We start from the raw sequence: 21,422 nt of genomic DNA on the forward strand, positions 1-21,422 counted from the left end.
CCTGGGCCCCGTTCACTCCTGGTGGACGGGGCCCTCGGCGTCGACCGGCTCGGCCTGGGTCACCGCAGCGGCCGCCTGCCGTTGCAACGCCTGCTCCCGCGAGTACGCACGCAGATACGTCACCACCGTGTTGGTCACCGCCACCAGGGGTACGGCGACCACCGCGCCGCCGATTCCCGCCACCATGCCGCCCGCCGCTACCGACAGAACCACCGCCAGCGGATGGACGCGGACCGCCCGGCCGAGGATGAACGGCTGGAGGATGTGCCCCTCGATCTGCTGCACCGCCAGCACGACCGCCAACGTCATCACCGCCGTGAACACACCCTGGGTCACCAGGGCGACCACGACCGCCAGCGCGCCGGAGGCCACCGCGCCCACGAGCGGGATGAAGGAGAACAGGAAGATGAACACGGCCAGCGGGACGGCCATCGGCACATCCAGGAAGTAGATGCCGATGCCGATGAACACCGCGTCGATCAGGGCCACAATCACCGTGCCGCGCACATACGCCGTGAGCGTCCGCCACGCGGCCGGTCCCGCACCCGCCACCCCCTCGCGGGCCGCCGCGGGCACCAGCTTCAGCGACCACTCCCAGATCCGCTTGCCGTCGTAGAGCAGGAAGAGCGTCGAGAAGGCCGCAAGCAGAATGCCGGTCAGCGCCTCGACGATGACCGTGACGCCCTCCAGGCCCGCCGAGGTGATCTCGTCGGTGTTGGCGCCGATGGTGTCGCGCAGGTTCTCGGCGATGTCGTTGATCTGCTTGTCGGTGACGTGGAAGGGGCTGTCCAGCAGCCAGTTGCGCAGCTCGTCGATGCCGTCCTGGACCTGGTCGGAGAGGTTGTCGATGTTCTCCATCACCTGCCAGGTGACGAACCAGCCCATCAGACCCATCACGACGAAGCCCAGGATCGCGGTGAGCGCGGTCGCCAGGCCCCGCGGGAAGCCGTAGCGGCGCAGGCGCGTCACCGTCGGCTCCAGCAGCGCGGTGATCAGCAGCGCCGCCACGAACGCCAGCACCACCAGCTGTACGGCGCTGATGACCCGCATCAGCACCCACACGGTGCCGGCCAGCACCAGCAGCCGCCACCCGGCCTCGGCGGCGACCCGCACACCCCACGGCACGGCGAGCGCGGGATCCGGACGCGCCGGAGCGGCGGGCAGGGGTTCAGGGGGCGGCGGCACCTTGTCGGAGGGCATCGGCGAGGGCGCGGGCGGGGAGTCGGCGCTCTCGCGCTCCACCTCCGCGCGGCGCTCGTCCAACCGCTCTCCCATCTGCGTCAGTCCGTTGCCGAGCCGACCGAGCCACCCTGGCACTCGCGACATGATCCGTCCTCTTCCCCCGTCTTTCCCCACCACTCCCCCCTGGAGTCGTCGGCTCCGACCGTACATGGCAAAGCCCCCCACCGTAGGACGGTGAGGGGTTGCCGAGGGTTGAGAGGTGCCGCGGAGGGCCTAGTACCAGTGGTTGGCCTGCCAGAACGACCAGGCGTCGCACGGGCTGCCGTACCGCTCGTTCATGTAGTTGAGGCCCCACTTGATCTGGGTCGCGGGGTTGGTCTGCCAGTCGGAGCCTGCGGAGGCGTACTTGCCGGCCGGCAGCGCCTGGAAGAGGCCGTAGGCGCCGGAGGACGGGTTCACGGCCTGGTAGTTCCAGCTGGACTCGTGGTCCACGATGTTGCTGAAGCACTGGTACTGGCCGGACGGCACCATCTGCTGCGCCATCGCCTGGATCTGCGCGACGGTGTACGAGCTCTGCACCGGGAAGCTGGAGGAGGACCGGGAGGCCTTCGCCTCGGCCTCTTCGCGCTCCTTGGCTTCCTCTGCAGCCTTCGCCGCCTTCTCCGCGGCTTCCTTCTTCTCGATCGCGCTCTGGGCGGCGGCCTTGCGGGCCGCTTCCTCCGCGTCCTTCTTGGCGCTCGCGTCGGCGGCGATCGCCTGGACGTTCGCCTGCTGCGTCAGGGACGCGGTCTGCACCTGGGCCTGCTGGCCCGTGGGTATGTCCGCGAGGAGCGTCGCGTCGGCTGCCGTCGCTTCGGCGTCGTTGTTCTGCGCGGTGCTGCCCGAGGCAACACCGACGACGCTTCCGACAGCGGTGACCGCGGTGGCCGAGGCCACTGCGAATCCCCGGACCGAAATCCGGCTCACACGGTTTTCCTTCCAGCATCGCCCGCTTCGGTGACCCTGGCGGACGCAATCGTGCCCCTGGCACTGGCCTCCCAACTGCGGGGTCACGGGAGGCACGGGCCCGGTGGGCAACTCCCTTGCGGGGAGCGCCGCATGGTGCGCGGGCGGCATACGACGACGCTATGGAGTTAGCGGTGCTTCTCAAGTTGTGCCGTACCGCTGGGGGTACAGATGTGTCGTATGCGGGGCCTGACAGGAGTGAGACTCTGCCGCACCCGGACACCGCAAGGCAATTCTGTGCCGCGTGTGAAAGCTCACATCTCGTTTGGCCCTGCGACTTCCGAGAAACAGCAACACGCCAAGGCGCCGCCCGACTAGGCTCTGGGCCTTTGTCGGACGGCGCCAACTGGCTGGTAGCCAACCCAAGTTGAGCACTCGGGTCAGATCTGCCCATCCTCCAGCATTTCGGTCACAAGGGCGGCGATCTGGGACCTCTCGGACCGCGTCAGCGTGACATGGGCGAAGAGCGGATGCCCCTTCAGCTTCTCCACGACGGCGACGACACCGTCGTAGCGCCCGACCCGGAGGTTGTCCCGCTGGGCCACGTCATGAGTCAGAACCACCCGTGAATTCGCGCCGATTCGGGACAGAACGGTCAGCAGGACATTCCGTTCCAGCGACTGCGCCTCGTCCACGATCACAAACGCGTCGTGCAGCGAGCGTCCACGGATATGGGTGAGCGGAAGGACCTCCAGCATCCCGCGCGCGGTGACCTCTTCGATGACCTCGCGGCTGGTGACCGCGGACAGCGTGTCGAACACCGCCTGCGCCCACGGGCTCATCTTCTCGGCCTCGGTGCCCGGCAGATAGCCGAGCTCCTGCCCGCCGACGGCGTACAGCGGCCGGAAGACCATCACCTTCTGGTGCTGACGGCGCTCCAGCACCGCCTCCAGACCCGCGCACAGCGCCAGCGCCGACTTACCGGTGCCGGCCCGGCCGCCCATCGACACGATCCCGATGTCCGGGTCGAGCAGCAGATCGAGCGCGATGCGCTGCTCGGCGCTGCGCCCCTTGATACCGAACGCCTCCCGATCGCCGCGCACCAGCCGGATGTTGCCCTCGGCCGTCACCCGGCCCAGCGCCTTGCCGCGCTCGGACTGGATGGTGAGCCCGGTGTGCACCGGCAGGTCCGCCGCCTCGGGCACATACGCGTGCCCCTCCTCGAAGAGGATGTCCACCTGCTCGCCGGCCAGGGTCAGTTCGGACATTCCGGTCCAGCCGGAGGAGTCCGTGATGGCGAGTTCGGCGCGGTACTCCTCGGCGAGGAGTCCGACGGACGAGGCCTTGATCCTGAGCGGGAGGTCCTTCGACACCACGGTGACGTCGAACCCCTCGGCCTGCAGATTGCGGGCGACCGCGAGGATGCGGGAGTCGTTGTCCCCCAGGCGGTAGCCGGTCGGCAGAACGCTGGGGTCCGAGTGGTTGAGCTCGACACGCACCGTCCCGCCGAGGTCCCCGATCGGGATGGGGGCGTCGAGACGGCCGAACCGGACCCGGAACTCGTCGAGCAGACGCAGCGCCTGCCGGGCGAAGTAGCCGAGTTCGGGATGGTGCCGCTTGGCCTCCAGCTCCGTGACCACGACGATGGGGAGCACGACCTCGTGCTCGTCGAAGCGGTTCAGGGCGTGCGGGTCGGCCAGCAGGACGCTGGTGTCGAGAACGTAGGTGCGCCGGTCGGGCTTGTGGCGCTTTGTGCTGGTCACCACGGAAGGACGTACCCCCTCGGAAGAGGTCGGGGAGCGACGGAGATGAGCTGGACCGGTCGACGGCCCCGATGCACGGGCCGAGAACCGGCCCTTGGCTGCTTCGTCCGTACGGTGACCGCACGATCGGGCTGGTGCAAAGGGCCTCCCGGGCGGACGGCCCCGTGCCGTCCGCTGAGATCCGACACCCGTGGTTCGGGTGTCGACCTGCTTGGCTTATGCCCTCGAACAAGCGCTGCCATGCCACGGCATATGACGGCGCCCTGATGAACTCCTTGTTACTTCTGCCCCAGACGGAGTAGCCCCGGGTGACCTGTGGCTCAGCCCTTCAGCCGCCGTAACGGCGGTGGCGGGCGGCGTAGTCGCGCATCGCGCGCAGGAAGTCGACCTTGCGGAAGGCCGGCCAGAACACCTCACAGAAGTAGTACTCGGAGTGCGCCGTCTGCCACAGCATGAATCCGGACAACCGCTGTTCACCGCTGGTGCGGATCACCAGATCCGGCTCGGGCTGGTCGCCGGTGTAGAGGTGGCGGCCGATCATCTCGATGTCGACGGTGTCGGCGAGCTTCTCCATCGACACGCCCTTGTCGTGGGCGTCGAGCAGCATCGAGCGCACCGCGTCGGCGATCTCCTGGCGACCGCCGTAGCCGATGGCGAGGTTGACGACTATGCCGTCGACGTGCGCGGTGGCCTCCTCGGCCTCCTTGAGGGTGGTCTGCATCCCCTGCGGCAGCAGATCGCGGGTGCCGACGTGGCGGACGCGCCAGCGGCCGTCGGCGGCGAGGGTGCGTACGACGTCCTCGATGATGCCGAGCAGGGGGACCAGTTCGTCCTGCGGGCGCTCGAAGTTGTCCGTCGACAGCAGCCAGAGGGTGACGACCTCGACGTCCGTCTCGGCGCACCAGCCGAGGAACTCCTCGATCTTCTCGGCCCCGGCCCGGTGACCGTGCACGGTGGTGGAACCCGCGGCCTTCGCCCAGCGGCGGTTGCCGTCCATGATGACGCCGATGTGCCCCGGCACCTGAGCGTGGTCCAGGTGACCTTCCACCCGGCGCGCGTACAGCCTGACCAGCAGGCCGCGCAGCTTGTCGCGCAGGTTCACGTGATTGTCAGCCCCTCCGTACGGATCGGGCGGCCGGCCCCGGCCAGATTCCCGAGGGCGGTCCCAGCCCGGTGGCGGTCCCCGCTGCGGAAGCCTACCCCCGGGTGCCGGGGGCGGGTGTCAGCGGCTCCGGGGCCGGCTGAACCACGCGTCGGCGGCGTCCCGCCTGAGCAGTACGACAACCGTGATCGCGGCGCCGAGCGGGATGACGCCGAGCAGGGCTTCCTTCCTGGACAGCGCGCTCAGCGCGAAGAGGATCTGGAAGATCGCGAGCACGATCGAGGCGGTACGGACGCCGCCGCCGGCGTTCGGGTAGAAGAGCGCGAGGAGTGCGATGACCCACAGCATGAAGTAGCCGCCGACGATGTATCCGGCGCTGTACGCGCTCCCGGCCGCGAAGGCGTGGAGAACGGAGACTCCCGCGGTGGCCCACACCACGATCTGGGTCGCGCGCACCGAGTCGGGCATGGCGAGGGGAGGGTACGTGTGCTGCTGGTACGGCGGCTGATCAGGCGGTCCGAATGACATGTACCGGACTGTAACCGGGGCAAAGAAAACGGGCCGGTCCGTGGGGGGGAGACGGACCGGCCCGAGGGGGGGTTTCCACCATAACCCTTCGTAAGTGATCCTGCGTGCATCGGCGTGCCACAACTACTCTCCGAAACCGGACGACGACGCGGCGGTGGGCGCGGGCGGGGGTTTCAGGCGAGGCTCATGGCCGGAACGCGGCGGATCCCCAGGACAATCGGTCCGGATAAGAGGGGAAGCGGCCGGTTCGACAGCCTTGCCACCCGCTCGGCGAGTTGTCCGCCCATCCCTCCCCCGGGTGACCCGGGCAGCGAACGCCGGCTTGACGCCCGGGCGGGGCCGTACGGCGACACACCCGCCGCAGGTGGCACGGCACCGCACAGCCCCCTCCACTGCGCGGTGCCGCGCGCGCAGCTTTACTGACGCGAATTACCTTGGTCTGAACTTACGTGAGAGACGGATGAGACGCGAGCGACAAGCGATAACAATGTGGGCAAGGTGCGAAGCCTTGGATGCATAGGGCGGGCTGCCCTTCATGCCTTGTTTGCCATATTTGCTACGGCTCTGTCGGTGGCGCCGGATGGCGTGCGGCGGCGTGGGGTGACCAAGAGGACGCAACCTGACCTAGTCCCCCCTACGGTCACCCCATGACGGTGACGATCTCCTGGCAAGAGACGAGCGCACGGCGGCTCGAACGACAGTTCCTGGCCAATGCGGCGTCGGGAGGCGATTCGGTCCCCGGCATCGTGTCGGCGATGCTCGGCGCGCACGCCCAGGTGCTCTCCGCGGCCGAGCTGTCGATCGGCGTACGGTCCTCCGGCCTGACCCGGGCGGATGTACGCACCGCCCTCTGGGACGACCGCTCCCTCGTGAAGACCCACGGCCCGCGCGGCACCGTACATCTGCTCCCCGCCCACGAGCTCCCCCTGTGGACCGCCGCCCTGACCGCCATCCCCTCCGGATCGGCCTCCTTCGCCCCCGACGTCCGGGTCACGGACGAACAGGCCCGGCAGATCGTGGCGGCGATCGGGGACGCGCTGGACGGGGTGTGCCTGACGATCGACGAACTGAGCGAGGAGGTCGTGGCCCGCACCGGCCCCTGGGCCGGCGACCTGGTCATGCCTGCCTTCCAGGACATGTGGCCGCGCTGGCGACAGGTCCTGCACCGGGCGGGCCAGGCGGGCGCGCTGTGCTTCGGCCCCGGGCGGGGCCGGAAGGTGACGTACACACGCCCGCCGCACTTCGACCCGCTGCCACCCGCCGAGGCGACGGCCGAGCTGCTACGGCGCTACCTCCACGCATACGGCCCCTCGACGCCCTCCTACTTCGCCAAGTGGCTGGCGGCACCGGACGGTTGGGCCACCCGGCTCTTCCGGAAGACGGCCGCCGAGGGATCGATCGAGGAGGTCGACTTCGAGGGGGCGCCGGCGTGGGTGGTGGCGGGCGACACGTCGTTCCCGTCATCGGGGTGGAAGGGTGTGCGGCTGCTGCCGTACTTCGACGCGTACGTCAACGCCGCGCGTCTCCGGGAGTCGCTGTTCCCCGGGGAGGCGTACCGAAGGGCGCTGGCGGGTGGGCAGGCGGGGAACTACCCCGTGCTGCTAGTGGACGGGGTGGCGGCCGGGGTGTGGCATCAGCGGCGCCAGGGCCGTCGTACGACGGTGACGGTGGAGGTGCTGGGCAGTCTGACGGCGCGGCAGGAGCGGGAGTTGGAGGAGCAGGTGCGGCGGGTGGGTGAAGTACTGGAGGCCCGGCCGGAGTTGGTGCTCGGAGAGGTGGCGGTAGGCCCGCACGCCTGAGTCAGCGCGGCTTACGGGCCTCGAAGAGATGCCGGGTGCTGTGGGCGACGAAGGGCCCCTCGTCCTGGATGAGTTGATGCAGGGACCGGAGTCGGTGTGCGTACGCCTCGACGGTGAATCCGGGAACCATCCAGATCACCTTGCGCAGGAAGTGAACGACGGCGGCGATGTCGTGGAACTCCATGCGGAGTTCCTCGGCACGCAGATCGACGATCTCAAGACCGGCGGCCTCGGCGTCGGCGCGCTCTCCTTTCGGATCACGGCCGTTGCGAACGGCCTCCGGCTGTGGCCCGAGGAAGTACTCGACGAGTTCGAAGACGCTGTGGGGCCCGACGTGCTGGGCGAAGTAGGTGCCGCCGGGCGCGAGCACCCGGGCGATCTCCGTCCAGTGGGCCCGCACGGGGTGGCGGCTGGAGACGAGATCGAAGGCGTTGTCGGCGAAGGGGAGCGGATCCGGCTCGGGCGAGGCGACGACGGCGACCCCGCGCGGCGCGAGCAGGGCGGTGGCCTTGGCGATGTTGGGCGGCCAGCCTTCGGTGGCGACGGTGAGGAGGGGGGCTTTGGGGCTGTGGCGGAGGGCGAAGTCGAGCACTTCCCCTCCCCCGGTCTGGAGGTCGAGGGCGGCGGTGGCACCGGCCAGCCGCTCGGCCAGGGAGACGGCGTACCCCCAACTGGGCCGCGCCTCAGTGGCCCGCCCTTCGAACCAGGAGAAGTCCCAGCCCTCGGTGGGCACGGCGGCACCCTCGGCGACGAGATCCTCGAAGCTACGGCTGCTGTGCTGCTGACCCATGCCGCGATGATCGCAGCCGCTGTCGGAGGGCGCTGCTGATTTTCGGCGGGGTGGGGTGGGGCGATGGGGGGATCGGCGGGCGGGGTTATGACTGCTGCGTCATGAATGCGGGATCACGAGTCCTTCGGGAGCATGAGCATGATGTGCTGGTCGTGCCCGTGGTCCACGCCGTGCGTGAGGGTGCCGATGCGCTGGAAGCCGTGCTTCTCCAGGAGCCGGACGGAAGCGGCGTTGCCCTTGAAGGGATCGGCGTACAGGGGACGGGTGGTCTCGCGCTCCAGGAAGAGCCCAAGGGCACGACTGCCGACACCACGCCCCCAGTAGGGCCGCCCGAGCCAGTACCCGATGAACCGCCGGTCGCCCTCCCACCAGGCGACGAAGTGCCCGGCGACTTCGCCGTCGAGGATGACGGTCTGCACGTGACAGTCGGGGTCACCGAGGACACGCTCCTTCCAGTGCCGCATAAAGCGTTCCCGAGGCCGGGGCGCGAAACGGGAGCGCCGGACGGCCTCGGGATCGGCTCGTACTCAAGGAACGTGGGCAGATCGGCTTCCACGACATCGCGCAGTTCTACGGTGGCGTCGCTCATGTCGGGGAGTGTGGCAGTCGGCACTGACAATGCTGTGGGGCGATGAGCGAGTTCCCCGGAACGCCTTGGCTAAGGGAGTTGAGGTCCTTGTGGTCGAGGGCACCGGCAGGCAGGGCTGGTCGGTCACTCTCACGGGTGGTGCTGATCTAAGACGTGCACGGAAGAGGAACGGGATGGCTAGGTTCGCGCTATGCCACGTTTCCGGCTGTACCCGACGCCCGTGCAGGAGCAGCAGATGTTGCTGCACTGCGCGCACGCCCGGTACGTGTGGAACCTGGCGGTGGAGCAGCACACGTACTGGCGGCCCAGCCGTAGGTCCGCGCCCGGCTTTGTGGAGCAGTGCCGTCAGCTCACCGAAGCCCGGCGGGAGAGCGCCTGGCTCGCCGCCGGGAACGCGGATGTGCAGCAGCAGGCCCTGAAGGACTTCACCACAGCCAAGAACGCCCGCTTCACCTCGGGGTTCGGTGAGCCGACCTGGCGCAGGAAGCACGTGCACGAGGGCTTCCGGGTCATCGGCACCGATCGTGTCCCGGAGTTCGAGCCGGACGGCAGCGCGAAGTTGAACGCCAAGGGTCAGCAGGTCATGGGCCGCTCGGTCGCGGTGCAGAGGTTGAACCGACGATGGGCGCGGGTGAAGGTGCCCGCTTGTGGCTGGGTGCGCTTCCGCCTCACCCGTGCCGAACTGCCCGCCGCAAAGACGTTCCGGGTCACGTTCCGCAACGGGCAATGGCATATCGCGTTCGCCGTCGTCCCCAAGCCGATCGCCCCGCCGACAACGGGCGAGGTCCTCGGCATCGACCGGGGTGTGACCATTACCGCCGCTCTGTCCGACGGCCGGAAGCTGAACTGCCCGCAGCTCACGGTCAAGGAGCGCGCACAGATCCGCAAGCACCAGCGGCGTGCCGCTCGCGCTCCGAAAGGTAGCGAGGCCAAGGCCGCCGAGTACGCGAGGGTCGCCCGGTTGAAGGCACGCGAAGCGAATCGGCGCAAGGACTGGTGCGAGAAGACCAGCACGATGCTCGCCAGGACGTGTCAGCTCGTGCGGTTCGAGAAGCTCAACATCAAGAACATGACTCGCTCGGCGAAGGGAACAGTCGAGCAACCCGGCAAGAACGTCCGGCCGAAGGCCGGACTGAACCGGTGCATCCTCGCTCAGGGGTGGGGCCTGCTGAGGCAGCGCACTGAGCAGAAGGCCCCGGGCCGGGTCGAGGACGTTCCCGCACCCTTTACGTCGCTGCGGTGCAGTGCCTGCGGTTGGATCGAGAAGAAGTCGCGCAAGAGCCAAGCCTACTTCGTCTGTGTGTCCTGCGGGTTCACCTGCAACGCGGATGAGAACGCAAGTATCAACGTCGCGGCAGGACAGGGCGGGATCCCTCGCCCCCGGCGAACAGCCGGTGCCGGAGGGGTGACAACGGCCACCAGCCGTTCGAGCGCCCGTGAACCTCAACCCGCCTGGGTTGGAATCCGCCTCTTTTGAGAGGGGGAGGATGTCAATCCTGCACCCCATGCCCAATGACAAGAACACGAGCCACCGTCATGAGACCCAGCGCAGTGAATGCGCGATGGCCTCGCACAGGTTGCCCATCGGGCTGTTCGTGCCACTGAGGGGCAGAGAGAAGGCCAAGTGCAGGTAACCCACGCCACCGGGCACGTGGATGCGGAAGTCCATGGTGGTCTCGGTGACGGCTCGGATCACCTTTCCCACTGGCAAGCCAAGGACATCCACGTCACTGTCGGGGCCACTTCGGTGGGCCAACCGCTCCGCCAACTCGTCGGGCTGCGGGGTCAGTCCAGGGGGCGTGAGCCGCAGTGAGATCAGGAGTGAGGCAGGCAGCGCCGCGCTGTGGGGTGATTCCGTCTTCAGGAAGAACTCAAGTGCACCGTCGGCGAGTCCGGTCTCGGCGGTGTTGCGCAGCGTCATCCAGAGGCTTCGGGTGAGCTCTGAGGGTGCACGGCCCTTCGCGGATTCCTTGTCCACGAAGGTCTTCAGGTGGCGTCGCCATCGCTCGTGCGTGAGGTCGACGCGAAACCAATCGCGGGGGACGAGGAGCCGGTAGTCGGACGGCGGAGCCTCGGCTGGAGTCACGCCGTGGTTCCAGAGGCAATCAGCGGCGTCCCATCCGCCTTGAACAGGCGGATGCTGCTCACGACGTTTCCGAACATGGTGGAGAAGATGTCCCAGCCAGCCATGGTGGGTGTGCTGAGCTCCATCACCAGAATCGTGCCGTTCGGAAGCGGTACGTAGACACGGATGAACGAGGCCGGGAAGGTGAGGCTCTCACCAGACTCGGTCAGCTCGCCGGTGAGCTTGGCATTACGGGTGCCGATGCAGGACACGGCTGGACCACACGGCAATTCGAGTTCCGAGATCTCGTCGGTGCTCGTCTGGCGGAGGCCGGACGCGATCGTTTTCACCGGTGTCATGCCGCGGTCGCCGTCGGGGCTGTCGACAAGTGCTGCCATCACCGTGGCGGTGCAGACATCGCCGTCGACCGCGGTGACACAGATGCCGGCGTACTCGACTCCTGATGTCTGCAGATCGTCCAGGCCGAGTGCGCACAACACGGCGAATCTGGTCTGGTCCTCGTCGGGGGCTCCGGGAAGTGCGTTCGCCGCCAGGTCCTCAAGCAGTCGGACCGTCTCGTCGTCGTCTTCCACGGTGATCGGCATGTCGTGAAAGATCTCCGGCATCACCCAGCGGACATGGATGTCGTCCGGGCGTCCGATGGATTGCACTGGCTGCCGAGGGTTGGACCGGGACTGGGCCGGAATGGTGGTCGCCGTGCTGGATGCACCGGTCACGCGGGGCCATCGCTTTCAGGGGCGGGCAGTTCCGGAGCGTCCGGGAAGAATTTCCGGGACGAGGCGTACATGCCGTAATAGGGATATGTGGCAGGAATGTCAGCTCCGCCACGGCGAGCGATTCCTGCGATCTCGCGGTACCTGCGAGCCCTGATTCGGACGTTGCGCAGGGATGGGTCGCGCAGGCTGGGGCGTCGCCACAAATACAGCCCGGCCAGTAGGCCGACAACAATCAGGGCGTCCGCACAGATGAAGGCGACCTGGAAGGAGCGGGACTTCTGAGATGCCACCAGATCCCAGAACGGCCAGGCACCCGCTGCGAAGATGAACAGCGGAATGCTGGCCAGACAGCCGCGTCCGCGCCACTTCCTGTTGTCCTCCCAACGATGGAACAGCAGCGCGTGGACAGCCCTGTCATCGAGGAAGTCGAAGTGTAGTTCGCGCCCGTACCGCTCGGCTGCTGCCTTGGCGGCAGGGACAGCGGCGATGACCGACGAGGAGACCATGTCGTGGACGCCCCCGTCGTCGCCCATGAACTTCCCGAATGTCATCCCTTGCTGATTGCTCATGGCAGTCTTCTCCTACCCTACGGGCGCCAGGGCACCGCGGAATGCAGCTGACGACGGACTCGGCCGAGGCGTCGGCGAGGGCGTGCCAGACCCGTTGGGAGCGCTAGGGCTCGTGTCCGCCGACGGCATGGGGCGGGCATCGCCCGGCGGCGACGAGGGGTGACCGCTCTGGTCGTCGTGCCGCTCATCGCGGAGCCGATTCAACGACTTCCCGAGGAGATAGGTAAAGCTGGCGCCCTTGACGTACCGAGTTACCACCTCCGGGTTGAAGCCTTCTGCGGGAAGTTTCACCTTAGTGATGCCTCGCTTGGAGAGGATCTTGGACGCGATCCTGACTCCGTCGTTGATCCGCTTCACGGCGAAGCCATTGGTGAAAGCGTTCCAGACACCCCGCGATGCAGCGAGCCCACGCCCACCCTTGGCCGCTGCCGTCAGACCCCGCAAGACTCCGAGCCCAGGGATGACGCCGAGAACATCCAGCCCTATTTTCAGCGCATCGAACTTCCCACCTCGGGCGAACACGTCGTACAGGCGCCCCGACAAAGCTGTGGCACTGGCAAGTGCTGCGAGACCCGCAATAATCGGTGCCGCGAGGCCGCCCGTGAAGACAATGGCGGCTCCCAGGGCCACCACCGCCAGAATCGTCGCGGCGGCAGAAAACCAGTCCGCGTGATCCGCAATCCAGTCCATGAACCCACCGGGATCTTTGACCCCGTCATGATGGATCACGTTCTTGATCCTCCTGGCGGCCTTGCGTGCAGCATTGTCACGGATCTGCTTCGCAGCCAGGATCTTCTTCTCCGCCTGGAGCATGAGCTGGGCGGCATCGTCCTGCCGCTTCTGCTGCTTGCTGTGCTGCACCGCGTCGTCGCCGGTCAGGACCTTCCCGTTGAGCGGCTCCAGGACCTTGCCGGCGGCCTTGTAGTCGACCTCCGCGTCTCGGTAGTCCTGCAAGCCCTTGTCCGCCATGCGCTGCGCCCGGTGAAGCTCGCTGGCGTACTCCTCGCTCTCCCCGACCATGACCTTGGTACCGAGTGCCGCCGAGGCCTCGTCGTAACGGTCGTACGCCTTCTTCAACCGATCCGCGGTATCGCCTGCCGTCTCGTGAAAAGCCCGCCCGGCCTCGCTGTTCCACCCGTCGACCGACGCCAGCGCCTTGATGTTCCGCGCCTGCTTGTCGATCTCATCGGCCATGCTGCGCAGCTTCTTGCCGAGCTTGGCGACCTCGTCGGGGTCGCCAGGTATCGGGTCGGAGTCGTACAACGGCGACCAGTCCTTCGGGCGGGCTGTCATTTCTTGCTCTTCTTCCCGTTCTTCTTGGCGTCCCGGAGCGCATTCGCAAGGTCGTGGTCGAGGCCGTCGTAGGATTTGGCGGCGTTCGAGGTGAACTTGGCCAAGTTCTCGATGTCCTTCATCAGCTCCTTGCGGTTCTTCTTCCACGTGTCGGAGAAGTCGTCGAAGGCGTCGCGGAGCGTGTCGCTGCCCAAGTCATCGCCGTAACCGTCGGCAGGGTTGCCGTGCTTGTCGAACTCCTTGTGGATGCCGAAGAGCGCGTCCGAGCAGTCCTTGATCAGGTCAAGGTCGGCTTGGATCCTGTCGCCCACGCTGTCTCCCCCTCCGCGAAGCCTGACTGACTACCGCGGCGCTCTCACCGATTGACGGCCTGGATCTCCTGTACGACGACGTTCTGGGTTGCGCCGAAGGTGCCGTCGGGGAGGTCGCCGCCGGCTCCGCCGGTGCCGGTCCAGTTGATTTCCCAGGTGATGGTGGCCTGGAGCGGGAAGGTGCCGTCGCCGGACGAGCGGAGGTACTTCACTCCGCAGGGCGGGGTCTGGTCGGCCTTGCCCTTGGCGTACGGCTCGCCGATACGGCCGTTGTTGATCTCGCACACGCCGGATGCCGGGTAGGTGACGGCGTCCGCCGTACCGGGCTCGATCTTGAGCGAGACCGGTTCCGCCGTCGCGGTCGCCTCAAGGTTCAGCACCGGCACGGACGCGGTGACCGAGACCGGCTTGAACTCGGCGCCGTCCAGCCAGGCCCAGGTCGGGAGGTTGACCTTGGTGGCGTTCTCGGGGGCCAAGGTGACCTCGGTGCCGGGGACTCGGATCTCGGCGTAGGCGAGTTCGGCGAGGATCTCCGGGGTCACGGCGTTCTCGATGTCGGCGGGAGGGGCGTCGCCGGTGTCCACCCAGAAGTAGTCCTTGTCGCAGGAGTCCCAGCCCGGGGGGTAGCTCTCATCGACGTACGAGCCCCACCAGTAACCCTTACCGGACTTGTCCTTGTTGAAGCCCTTCTCCGGGTCATTGGCGTTGTACTTCTCCCGCTGCTCGGCGTCCCACTCGTAGCCCGTCGAGCCTGCCTCCCAGATCGGCTCCAGGTACTTCTGGAGCTGCTCGGGGGTGTACTTCGGGGCGTACCAGCAAGGAGGGGGCGACCAGGAGGTCGAAGAGGTCAGCGTGCCCGTGGAGTTGCCGCTGCCGTTCTTCGAGTGATCGAAGACGACACCTCCGGCGGTCACGGAGACGGTGTCGCCTTCTACGTCGGCGCCGGTACCGGGGGTGGGCGCCTGAGCGCCGCCGCCGATTGTGTTGTCAGCGAGCGCAGGGGTACCGCTCAGCAGGGCCGAAACGATCGCGACGGGCACGATCAGCGCTCGCGAAGTGGCACTCAGGGCTGGCACTTGTCGCTTCCCCTCTGGGACTGGATCTTGTCGATCACCCATACACCCTTGTCGTTCTTGCGCAACTGGGTGGTGTAGAGCACGTAGCTGTTCTTCGTGGCCGGCGTCTTGTTGACCTTCTCGGTCTCCAGGTACATGTCGTAGGCCTTGCTCTGGTCCTCGCAGTACACAAGCGAGGCCTGGTCCTTCCCGCTCACGTTGGCGACCGCGTCGTAATAGCGGTACGCACCAGTGACGCGCGCCTTGGCCTTGACGTACGCCTTGATGAACTCCTCAGTGGTGGCGGCCGCCTCACCCTCGTAGTAGTAGAGGTACGCCTTGTCGAGCGCGTCCTGATTGACGATCGCCAAGTCCACGGCCTTGATGGACTGCTCGCTGTCGGCGAGGACCGCGTCCTTTTCCTGGTCGCCCGTCTTGGACCAGTCGAAGGTGTAGGACAGGTCGGACGGAAGTTCGATCTTCGGGCGGTCCGCGGCGGCCGGAGCGCTCTCGCTCGGGGACGCCGACGTCTCGGCTCCCGTGTCTGCTCCCGCGATCTTGTCGTTGTCCTTGTTCTCGGAGCTGTCATCGCTCCCGCACGCGGACAGCGTCAGGGCCGCTGCGGCGGTCAGCGTGATCGCTGCGAGGAGGGTGGGGCGGCGGTTCACGGTCGGCTCCCGGTTAGGCGAGGCTTCTCTTGAGCGAAGCAACGCTATCCAGGGGGGTGTGACGACACCAGGGTGAAGCTTGCCGTTCGGCGGGGCGTATGCCACCAAATCGGTCTCCTGTGAACACCGTTGAGGCATAACGGTTGCATAACGCGGGGGCCTGCTCCACGAGCAGTGCCGCGAGCGGGCCGTTCCGCTTATGAAAAGCGAGCAAAGGAGATCGTTCAAGGGGTTCAGGGCAGGGGGTGTTCGTCAATGCGATGCCCTCCGGCGCCTCCGACGACGGCCAGGCTGACGAACCGACTGACCGGCGACGCTCGATGACTCTCACCTGCCGAGAGGCGAGCGAGCTGCCCGGAGAGCCCGCGTGGCTGATGCGCACCGCGACGGACCGGCAGCCTATGGCCGGTGGATGGGCCTCCAGCCCATCTCGGACGCCTCGAACGCTGCGACCCTCGCCGAGTTCCTTACGGTTGGCACGCCTTGTTCCCCCTGTTCGAGACGATGTCGGTGGTCTGCCAGACTCCCTTGTCATTCTTGGTGAGGCTGGTGTTGTACAGCACGTAGGAGTCCGTGGTGACAGTCGACCTGTCGACCTTCCCTGTCTTCCGGTTCTTGATGTAGGACTTGCCCTCGTCGGAGCAGTAGGTGACGGAGGCCTTGTCAGCGCCGGACAAGGTCACCTTGTAGTCGAAGTAGCGGGTCACGCCGGTCCATGTGTCGCCGCCGTCTATGTACTGCTGCACGAAAGTAATCGACGACTCCAGGGCTTTGCCGGTGTTGTAGAAGCCGAGCGCCTTCGTGTCCGTGTTCCCCTCAAAGATCGCTTCATCGACGGCGTTCACACTCAGGGCGCTGTCAGCGAGCACCGCGTCCTTCGTTGCGTCGCCCGTCTTCTGGTCCTCGAAAACGTTCTTGGCGTCTGAGGGGAAGGTGATCTTCGGTCGGTCATCGGAGTCCGACGCGTCAGCCCTCGGCGACGGGGACTTCCTGCTCCCTGTGCCGACTCCCGCCATCTTGTCGTTGCCCTTGCCGTTGGAGCTGTCGCCGCTCCCGCACGCGGACAGCGTCAGGGCCGCAGCGGCAGTCAGCGTGATCGCTGCGAGGAGGGTGGGGCGGCGGTTCACGGTCGGCTCCCGGTGTGACGAGGCTCCTCTTGAGCGAAGCAACGCTATCCAGGGGGGTACGGCGACACCAGGGTAAAGCTTGCCGTTCGGCGGGCATGTATGACCAAATCGGCGCGCTGTAGCCCCGGTTGAGCTGTGACGGTTGCATAACGCGGGGGCCCGCTCGCCGAGCTACCGCGAGCAGGCCGTTCCGCTCATGAACGAGCAACGGAGATACCTCACCAAGATCAGGTCCCGGCAGGTCGGCTTGTGCTCGCCGCGCGGCCCATGGCCCGGCAAGGAGTAGTGCTACTCGGATCGGGGAGGTACTTGCCATGGGAGACAATGGTCTGACGGGTGAGGGAAGTTGGTCGTAGGGGGGAGCCCGGTGACGCCACCTTGCCGCTGAAGGTCGCCTCGTCGCTTCGGGCCCGCAGGCGAGGGCTGCTCGGGCGGGACTCCGTCGACGGGGCCCTCCTGCCCTCCCCGCCAACAGCGTCCAGGCCTTCGGCATGCGGATCCCATCGACGTCGCCTATCCCCATCGCCGACTGCCTGTCATCTCTGTACGCGGCATGAAGCCTGCGCGGCTCGGGCTGCCTCGGCTGCGGGCCCGGCATGCGCTGGAAGCCGAGGCTGGGGCCATGGCGGCGTGGGGATTGCGGACCGGAGTGGTGGTCGACGTGGAGACAGACGGGGGAGCCGGGCGGCCATGACCGGCCGGACTCTGCGGGACGGCCATCCGTTCCGTCAAGCTGTGATCGCAACGGAACGGATGGCAATGGAGTGAGTGGCTGTTGTCGTTCCGGCGACGGCCTCGCCACGCGGGCGGAGCAGCGCGGTGGCCTTGGCCACGTTGGACGGTCGGCCCTCGGTGGCGACAGCGAGGACGGGTACCTTCTCGACCCGCCCAAGCGCGAAGTCGAGCACCTCCCCTGCGCAGGTCGGCGATCCGGCCGGTGTCCAGCAGCCCCAGTTGCGCCAGCACATTAGGGATGGGAGAGGATGTAGCGGCAGGCACGGCCGCCTCGTGATCATCCGGCTGGGAGTGGGAGACGTCTGCGGTGGCTGTGCCGGTGAGTTGAGCCCAACGGAAGCGTGCTGACCACGTAAGTGCAAACGGAGAGGCCCATGGGGGAGCACGACCGCTTGGTAGTCGACTACACACTCCTGGAGTCTTCGAAGACGAATCTGAGGGACATCAAGAGAGCCCTCAAAGGTATCGACAAACACCGCGCCGACATCCGTGATATCTGGGGCCACGGCAGCATCGCTGGCAAGATGGATGATTTCGTCAGCAACTGGGACAACTATCGGCGTGAACTCCTCGAAAATGTCGAGGACTTGGGCAAGCATGTAGAGACCGCACTCAAGAGCTTCGAGAAGCTGGACCTCGATCTCAAGAACGCGAACGAGAAGAAGCGCGGCAAAAACGGGGGAAATTGACGGATGGGTACGGGTAAGGGAAGGCGCCGACCGGTCGACTGGCATCCGCTGGCGGAGAAGGACCCGATCCCCGGCGATCCGGAGGACATCCGCGACGAGGTCAGCAGGATGAAGAACCTCGCCTCAACCCTCCGCGACCAGGCCCGCACCCTACGCAAGGCGGCCGACGGCGACGCGCTGCAGGGCAAGTACGCCGACAAGATCCGCGAGAAGTCCGGCGACCTCGAAAAGCGCTTCCGCGAGACGGCGGGCCGCTACGAACGTGTGGTCGGCGACCTCGGCAGTTGGGCCACCGAGCTGGAGGGCTTCCAGGAACGGGCCGACGGCGTCCTCCGAGGCGCGAAGCAGGCCGACGAGGAACACGCTGCCGAGGTGAAGAAAAAGGAAGCCGAGGCCAAGAAGGACGGCGACAAGAAGACGTCGGAGGAGTCCGACCTCAACAGCCACCTGGCGCCGTTCCACAAGCAGCTCAACCAGGTCATCTCCGAACGCGACTCCCGCGCCCAGCATTACGCCGAGAACATCGGCCACGACATCTCTGACATCATCAAGGACAGTCCGTGGGAGAACTTCAAGGACTGGGTGCACGAGCATGCGGATACGATCAAATCCGTCGTTGAAGTCCTGAGTTGGGCAGCGACCATCATCGGGGTTATCGCCCTCCTCTTCACACCGGTCGGATGGCTGGCGACCCTGATCACGGTGACCGCCATCAGTCTCACGGCGCTCGTCGGCATTGGGCACACACTGCTGGCCCTCTCCGGTGACGGGAACTGGGCGGATGTCGCCATGGACGTCTTCGCGCTGGCGACGCTGGGATTCGGCAGCATCGCGATGAAGGGCGTGAAGGCCGCAGCGACAACACTCAAGGCCGCAAGTAGGGCGGGACGGTTCCAGAGGTACGCGAATCTGCGCAAGTTGCTCGACAAGAACATCATGCGATACGGCACGGACTCGGCCCGCGGCGCGAAAGCAGTGCGCGCGAAGAATGCGCTGCGCCAGATCGGAGCGAAGGAAACACGACCCGGGACAACCCGACTGGACCGCCTGCTGGGCGGCGATAGGGAGGTCGTCAGCGCGAGCAAGTTCGCCAAGGCGATGCGGGCCGAGTTCGGCGGGAACCCCGATGTGGTGAGGGCGGCCGACGCGATGGAAAAGGCGGCAAGGAACTTCCGCTTGAACTACCTGGCAGCCACCTCCGTAGACCTCGGAGACAAGGCCGGAGAAAGATTTGGCGGCGACGCGTATGGAGACGCCAAGGATGTTCTCACGCGTGAAGTCGGGAGTCGCTGGTGAAAAATCCTGAGTAAGGTTCGACCGACAGCCATCAGGCGCAGCAAAATTCCAAGCCAAGTTTTCTGGAGTGGGAGATAGTGGCAACAGTCCCGGCGAAAAGCCCAGAAGAGTCTCGTGCCATGAAATTTCTTGCCGCGTTCACATTGGTGCCGATCCTCTGTTTTGCCTTCCAAGACCTCGGAAGCAAATACGGGGGGATGGACTGGCTCACCACAGGCTACGCAGTTTGGCCGATGATGATTGGCCCGGTTCTGATGCTGCTCCTGTTCTTCAAGAACCGAGAGCTGATCCGTGACCCGCGGAGGGGTGCCAACTTCTCGCAGACGATCAAGATCGTTTCCTGCCTTTTCCTGCTCCCGAACGTATTCGCGACCATCGGCTACAGCTGGCTGGCCGTGATTTCGGTGCTCTCCTCCCTGACGATCCTGGTGGCCGACTGGCAGCTCAAGAAGCAGGCCCGCGCGTGAGCACGTCCGATCTGGAGCAACAGCCACCCCCCGTCGAGGCGAGCGCTCCCCGCGGCTATGAGCTCATCCTGCCGCCCGGCTGGGTCCGCATCCCCCTGCGCGAAGGCACGAAGGAAGCACTTGAGAACGTCCTCTTCTCGCACATGGGGCAAGTCCCGGAGGGCATTCCCCGGGATGACGCGATGCGCTTCCGCCTGGACATGCGTCGCCAGTTGGAGAAGCAGGCCCGTGCGGCCAGAAGAAACGGTGGCCTTGACCTCTACGTCCCGGTGCTCCCGCGCGGGGGCATCTTCCTCATGGCCTCTTTCATCGTCGCCGAGATGCCGATCGGCCAAGGCCACGCGGTTCCTCCACAGGCAGTGATCGCTCAGCTGGCCAGCGAGGACGCCCCCGGCGGAACGGCGACAAAGGTTGACGTGGCAGGGGCACCCGCACTCCGCCGCGCGTACCGCTCCATCCCTGACGAGGAGCAGCTGAGTTCCGCCCCCGAAGCCGTACAGCAGGCCGCCCTGCCGACGCGGCGGGTCGATTATGTGATCCCCGTGGCGGACGATCCCGGTCGCTGGATCAGCATCAACTTCTCCACACCGGGTGACGGCGATATCGACAGTGAATTCACCGACGTGCTGGTCGACTTGTTCGACGCGGTGGTCGGCACGTTCAGATGGAGTTATGAGTGAGCTGGCTCAACGTCAAGCACGCCATGGATCTGTCCCCTTGGATCCGTATCCCGCTCATGTGGCCGGAACCGGGACTTGAGGACATCGAGGAGGCGCAGACTCCTGAGGCGTGGGCACGCTACTTCGCCGAGGGTCTCTGGGAGGATTTCGCGTCGGAGAAGCCAGAACCGGGCGAAGTCGACCTGCTGACCAACATCCTGTTGATGTACGCCCTCAGGGCGCCCGCAGCATTTCCGGACTTCGAGGTCTTCCTCCATCTCCCGCACCCACGGGAGATCCCGCTTCCTGCGTATGTCGACCTGGTGGAGATCGAGGAGGGCGAAGACCGGAAAACGGCACTGCGTGAGCTGACCCACGCCGATGCGAGCTACACCGTCGAGCCTCCCATCGTCGAGGACTTCGACTCCCCGCATCTGGGAGCCGGCCTGCGAGTGCTGCGCTATTACCAGGACGAGGACAGCAACGAGGTGCACGTCGGCCTCCGTTACGCCTGGCGCTACGAGAAGGGCACGGAAGCCGCGGACGTCCTGATCATCCTGGCCGATCCCGACGCCGGCCGGATCCTCCGGGCTCTCGACGATGTCGACGAATTCGCCCGCGCCATCCGGATCAGCCCTGATGAGGAAGCGGATACCTGGAAGTCCTCATGACCCTGGCCATTGATGTGTGGTGAAGGACGAGAACGGCCTGCACGAAGTGTTCTGCGACGGTCAGGGCTCGAACGCGGGACCGCGGGCCGACCATGCTGGTGGGTGTCGCGGGGGAACTGGCAAACCATGATTCAGACATCCGAAGCGACTCGACGTCACCGCCGGGCCAGGCTGTCGTCCGAAGAGCCAGGAGCGACCGTCCAGCAGGGAGCACGTCCTTGGGCTCTAAGCGATGTGGTCGTGGTTTCCGTCACCGAGGGCTCGTTCCATCTGCGATGCACAGATGGAACGGCGCTCCAGTTCCCCACGGAGCGCGGCAAGCCTTCGAAATGCGCATGCCACCGGCTCAACTGCGCGCCCTGGGCGAGTCCTTGACCCACGC

General features: G+C 66.5%; 21 protein-coding genes and 3 pseudogenes. 8 read left to right on the forward strand and 16 right to left on the reverse strand.

Annotated features, from left to right (window positions below):
* Nucleotides 1-12: 12 nt before the first annotated feature.
* The 5 genes from H4N64_RS03915 to H4N64_RS03935 all read right to left on the reverse strand — a co-directional run bounded on the left by H4N64_RS03915 (nt 13) and on the right by H4N64_RS03935 (nt 5,520).
* Nucleotides 13-1,326: an AI-2E family transporter gene (locus H4N64_RS03915; protein WP_186280669.1), complete on the reverse strand. Its 1,314-nt coding sequence runs from the start codon at nt 1,324-1,326 to the stop codon at nt 13-15.
* A 129-nt stretch (nt 1,327-1,455) separates the two neighbouring features.
* Nucleotides 1,456-2,148: an aggregation-promoting factor C-terminal-like domain-containing protein gene (locus H4N64_RS03920; protein ID WP_186280670.1), complete on the reverse strand. Its 693-nt coding sequence runs from the start codon at nt 2,146-2,148 to the stop codon at nt 1,456-1,458.
* A gap of 419 nt (nt 2,149-2,567) precedes the next feature.
* Nucleotides 2,568-3,893 (reverse strand): PhoH family protein, encoded by a 1,326-nt coding sequence (locus H4N64_RS03925; protein ID WP_186280671.1) that lies wholly within the window; start codon nt 3,891-3,893, stop codon nt 2,568-2,570.
* Between the two features lie 325 nt (nt 3,894-4,218).
* Complete coding sequence (locus H4N64_RS03930; protein ID WP_186280672.1) at nt 4,219-4,992, reverse strand: isoprenyl transferase; 774 nt, start codon at nt 4,990-4,992, stop codon at nt 4,219-4,221.
* 120 nt (nt 4,993-5,112) lie between these two features.
* Complete coding sequence (locus H4N64_RS03935; protein WP_186280673.1) at nt 5,113-5,520, reverse strand: hypothetical protein; 408 nt, start codon at nt 5,518-5,520, stop codon at nt 5,113-5,115.
* Nucleotides 5,521-6,167: 647 nt separating this feature from the next.
* Between H4N64_RS03935 and H4N64_RS03940 the strand changes: the two genes are divergently transcribed.
* Nucleotides 6,168-7,319 (forward strand): winged helix DNA-binding domain-containing protein, encoded by a 1,152-nt coding sequence (locus H4N64_RS03940; protein WP_186280674.1) that lies wholly within the window; start codon nt 6,168-6,170, stop codon nt 7,317-7,319.
* A gap of 1 nt (nt 7,320) precedes the next feature.
* Here the strand turns inward: H4N64_RS03940 and H4N64_RS03945 are convergent, their stop codons facing one another.
* Both H4N64_RS03945 and H4N64_RS03950 read right to left on the reverse strand, forming a co-directional pair.
* Nucleotides 7,321-8,109 carry a class I SAM-dependent methyltransferase gene (locus H4N64_RS03945; RefSeq protein WP_186280675.1) on the reverse strand — a complete coding sequence of 263 codons (789 nt, stop codon included), beginning with the start codon at nt 8,107-8,109 and terminating at the stop codon, nt 7,321-7,323.
* Between the two features lie 113 nt (nt 8,110-8,222).
* Nucleotides 8,223-8,698, reverse strand: a pseudogene (locus tag H4N64_RS03950) (GNAT family N-acetyltransferase).
* 190 nt (nt 8,699-8,888) lie between these two features.
* Here H4N64_RS03950 and H4N64_RS03955 point away from each other — a divergent pair.
* The gene (locus H4N64_RS03955) at nt 8,889-10,175 is read left to right on the forward strand and encodes an RNA-guided endonuclease InsQ/TnpB family protein (RefSeq protein ID WP_186280676.1); all 1,287 of its coding nucleotides are present in this window, start codon (nt 8,889-8,891) and stop codon (nt 10,173-10,175) included.
* Nucleotides 10,176-10,232: 57 nt separating this feature from the next.
* Here the strand turns inward: H4N64_RS03955 and H4N64_RS03960 are convergent, their stop codons facing one another.
* The 8 genes from H4N64_RS03960 to H4N64_RS03995 form a co-directional block, all read right to left on the reverse strand.
* Nucleotides 10,233-10,784 carry a hypothetical protein gene (locus tag H4N64_RS03960; RefSeq protein ID WP_186280677.1) on the reverse strand — a complete coding sequence of 184 codons (552 nt, stop codon included), beginning with the start codon at nt 10,782-10,784 and terminating at the stop codon, nt 10,233-10,235.
* The gene (locus H4N64_RS03965) at nt 10,781-11,500 is read right to left on the reverse strand and encodes a hypothetical protein (RefSeq protein WP_186280678.1); all 720 of its coding nucleotides are present in this window, start codon (nt 11,498-11,500) and stop codon (nt 10,781-10,783) included. The genes H4N64_RS03960 and H4N64_RS03965 overlap by 4 nt, the downstream gene beginning before the upstream one ends.
* Nucleotides 11,497-12,069 (reverse strand): hypothetical protein, encoded by a 573-nt coding sequence (locus tag H4N64_RS03970; RefSeq protein WP_186280679.1) that lies wholly within the window; start codon nt 12,067-12,069, stop codon nt 11,497-11,499. Before H4N64_RS03970 ends, H4N64_RS03965 begins: the two co-directional genes overlap by 4 nt.
* A 12-nt stretch (nt 12,070-12,081) precedes the next feature.
* Nucleotides 12,082-13,362, reverse strand: a complete 1,281-nt coding sequence (locus H4N64_RS03975) for a putative T7SS-secreted protein (RefSeq protein ID WP_186280680.1) — start codon at nt 13,360-13,362, stop codon at nt 12,082-12,084.
* On the reverse strand, nt 13,359-13,673 hold the full coding sequence (locus H4N64_RS03980) for a hypothetical protein (RefSeq protein ID WP_186280681.1): 315 nt from the start codon (nt 13,671-13,673) through the stop codon (nt 13,359-13,361). Before H4N64_RS03980 ends, H4N64_RS03975 begins: the two co-directional genes overlap by 4 nt.
* A 44-nt stretch (nt 13,674-13,717) precedes the next feature.
* Nucleotides 13,718-14,749 carry a hypothetical protein gene (locus H4N64_RS03985; RefSeq protein WP_186280682.1) on the reverse strand — a complete coding sequence of 344 codons (1,032 nt, stop codon included), beginning with the start codon at nt 14,747-14,749 and terminating at the stop codon, nt 13,718-13,720.
* Nucleotides 14,737-15,396, reverse strand: a complete 660-nt coding sequence (locus tag H4N64_RS03990; RefSeq protein ID WP_186280683.1) for a hypothetical protein — start codon at nt 15,394-15,396, stop codon at nt 14,737-14,739. Before H4N64_RS03990 ends, H4N64_RS03985 begins: the two co-directional genes overlap by 13 nt.
* 467 nt (nt 15,397-15,863) lie before the next feature.
* Nucleotides 15,864-16,523, reverse strand: coding sequence for a hypothetical protein (locus H4N64_RS03995; protein WP_186280684.1), 660 nt, complete (start codon nt 16,521-16,523; stop codon nt 15,864-15,866).
* Between the two features lie 336 nt (nt 16,524-16,859).
* On the opposite strand from H4N64_RS03995, the pseudogene H4N64_RS46685 reads away from it, so the two are divergent.
* Nucleotides 16,860-17,217 (forward strand): annotated as a pseudogene (locus H4N64_RS46685) (DUF192 domain-containing protein).
* Between the two features lie 94 nt (nt 17,218-17,311).
* On the opposite strand, the pseudogene H4N64_RS44780 reads toward H4N64_RS46685, so the two are convergent.
* Nucleotides 17,312-17,446: pseudogene (locus H4N64_RS44780) on the reverse strand (SAM-dependent methyltransferase); the annotation flags it as partial.
* A gap of 186 nt (nt 17,447-17,632) precedes the next feature.
* Here H4N64_RS44780 and H4N64_RS04000 point away from each other — a divergent pair.
* The 5 genes from H4N64_RS04000 (at nt 17,633) to H4N64_RS04020 (ending at nt 21,040) form a co-directional block, all read left to right on the forward strand.
* Nucleotides 17,633-17,947 carry a hypothetical protein gene (locus tag H4N64_RS04000; RefSeq protein ID WP_186280685.1) on the forward strand — a complete coding sequence of 105 codons (315 nt, stop codon included), beginning with the start codon at nt 17,633-17,635 and terminating at the stop codon, nt 17,945-17,947.
* A 3-nt stretch (nt 17,948-17,950) separates the two neighbouring features.
* Nucleotides 17,951-19,243: a putative T7SS-secreted protein gene (locus H4N64_RS04005; RefSeq protein WP_186280686.1), complete on the forward strand. Its 1,293-nt coding sequence runs from the start codon at nt 17,951-17,953 to the stop codon at nt 19,241-19,243.
* 119 nt (nt 19,244-19,362) lie between these two features.
* Entirely contained in the window at nt 19,363-19,710 is a 348-nt protein-coding gene (locus tag H4N64_RS04010; RefSeq protein WP_186280687.1) for a hypothetical protein, read from the forward strand.
* A complete protein-coding gene (locus H4N64_RS04015; RefSeq protein WP_186280688.1) occupies nt 19,707-20,390 on the forward strand; it encodes a hypothetical protein in 684 nt (227 codons plus the stop codon). The genes H4N64_RS04010 and H4N64_RS04015 overlap by 4 nt, the downstream gene beginning before the upstream one ends.
* Nucleotides 20,387-21,040 (forward strand): hypothetical protein, encoded by a 654-nt coding sequence (locus H4N64_RS04020; RefSeq protein ID WP_186280689.1) that lies wholly within the window; start codon nt 20,387-20,389, stop codon nt 21,038-21,040. The genes H4N64_RS04015 and H4N64_RS04020 overlap by 4 nt, the downstream gene beginning before the upstream one ends.
* The last annotated feature ends 382 nt before the right edge of the window (nt 21,041-21,422 follow it).

The organism is Streptomyces cupreus (assembly GCF_014257025.1).
GTDB classification, from domain to species: Bacteria; Actinomycetota; Actinomycetes; order Streptomycetales; family Streptomycetaceae; genus Streptomyces; species Streptomyces cupreus.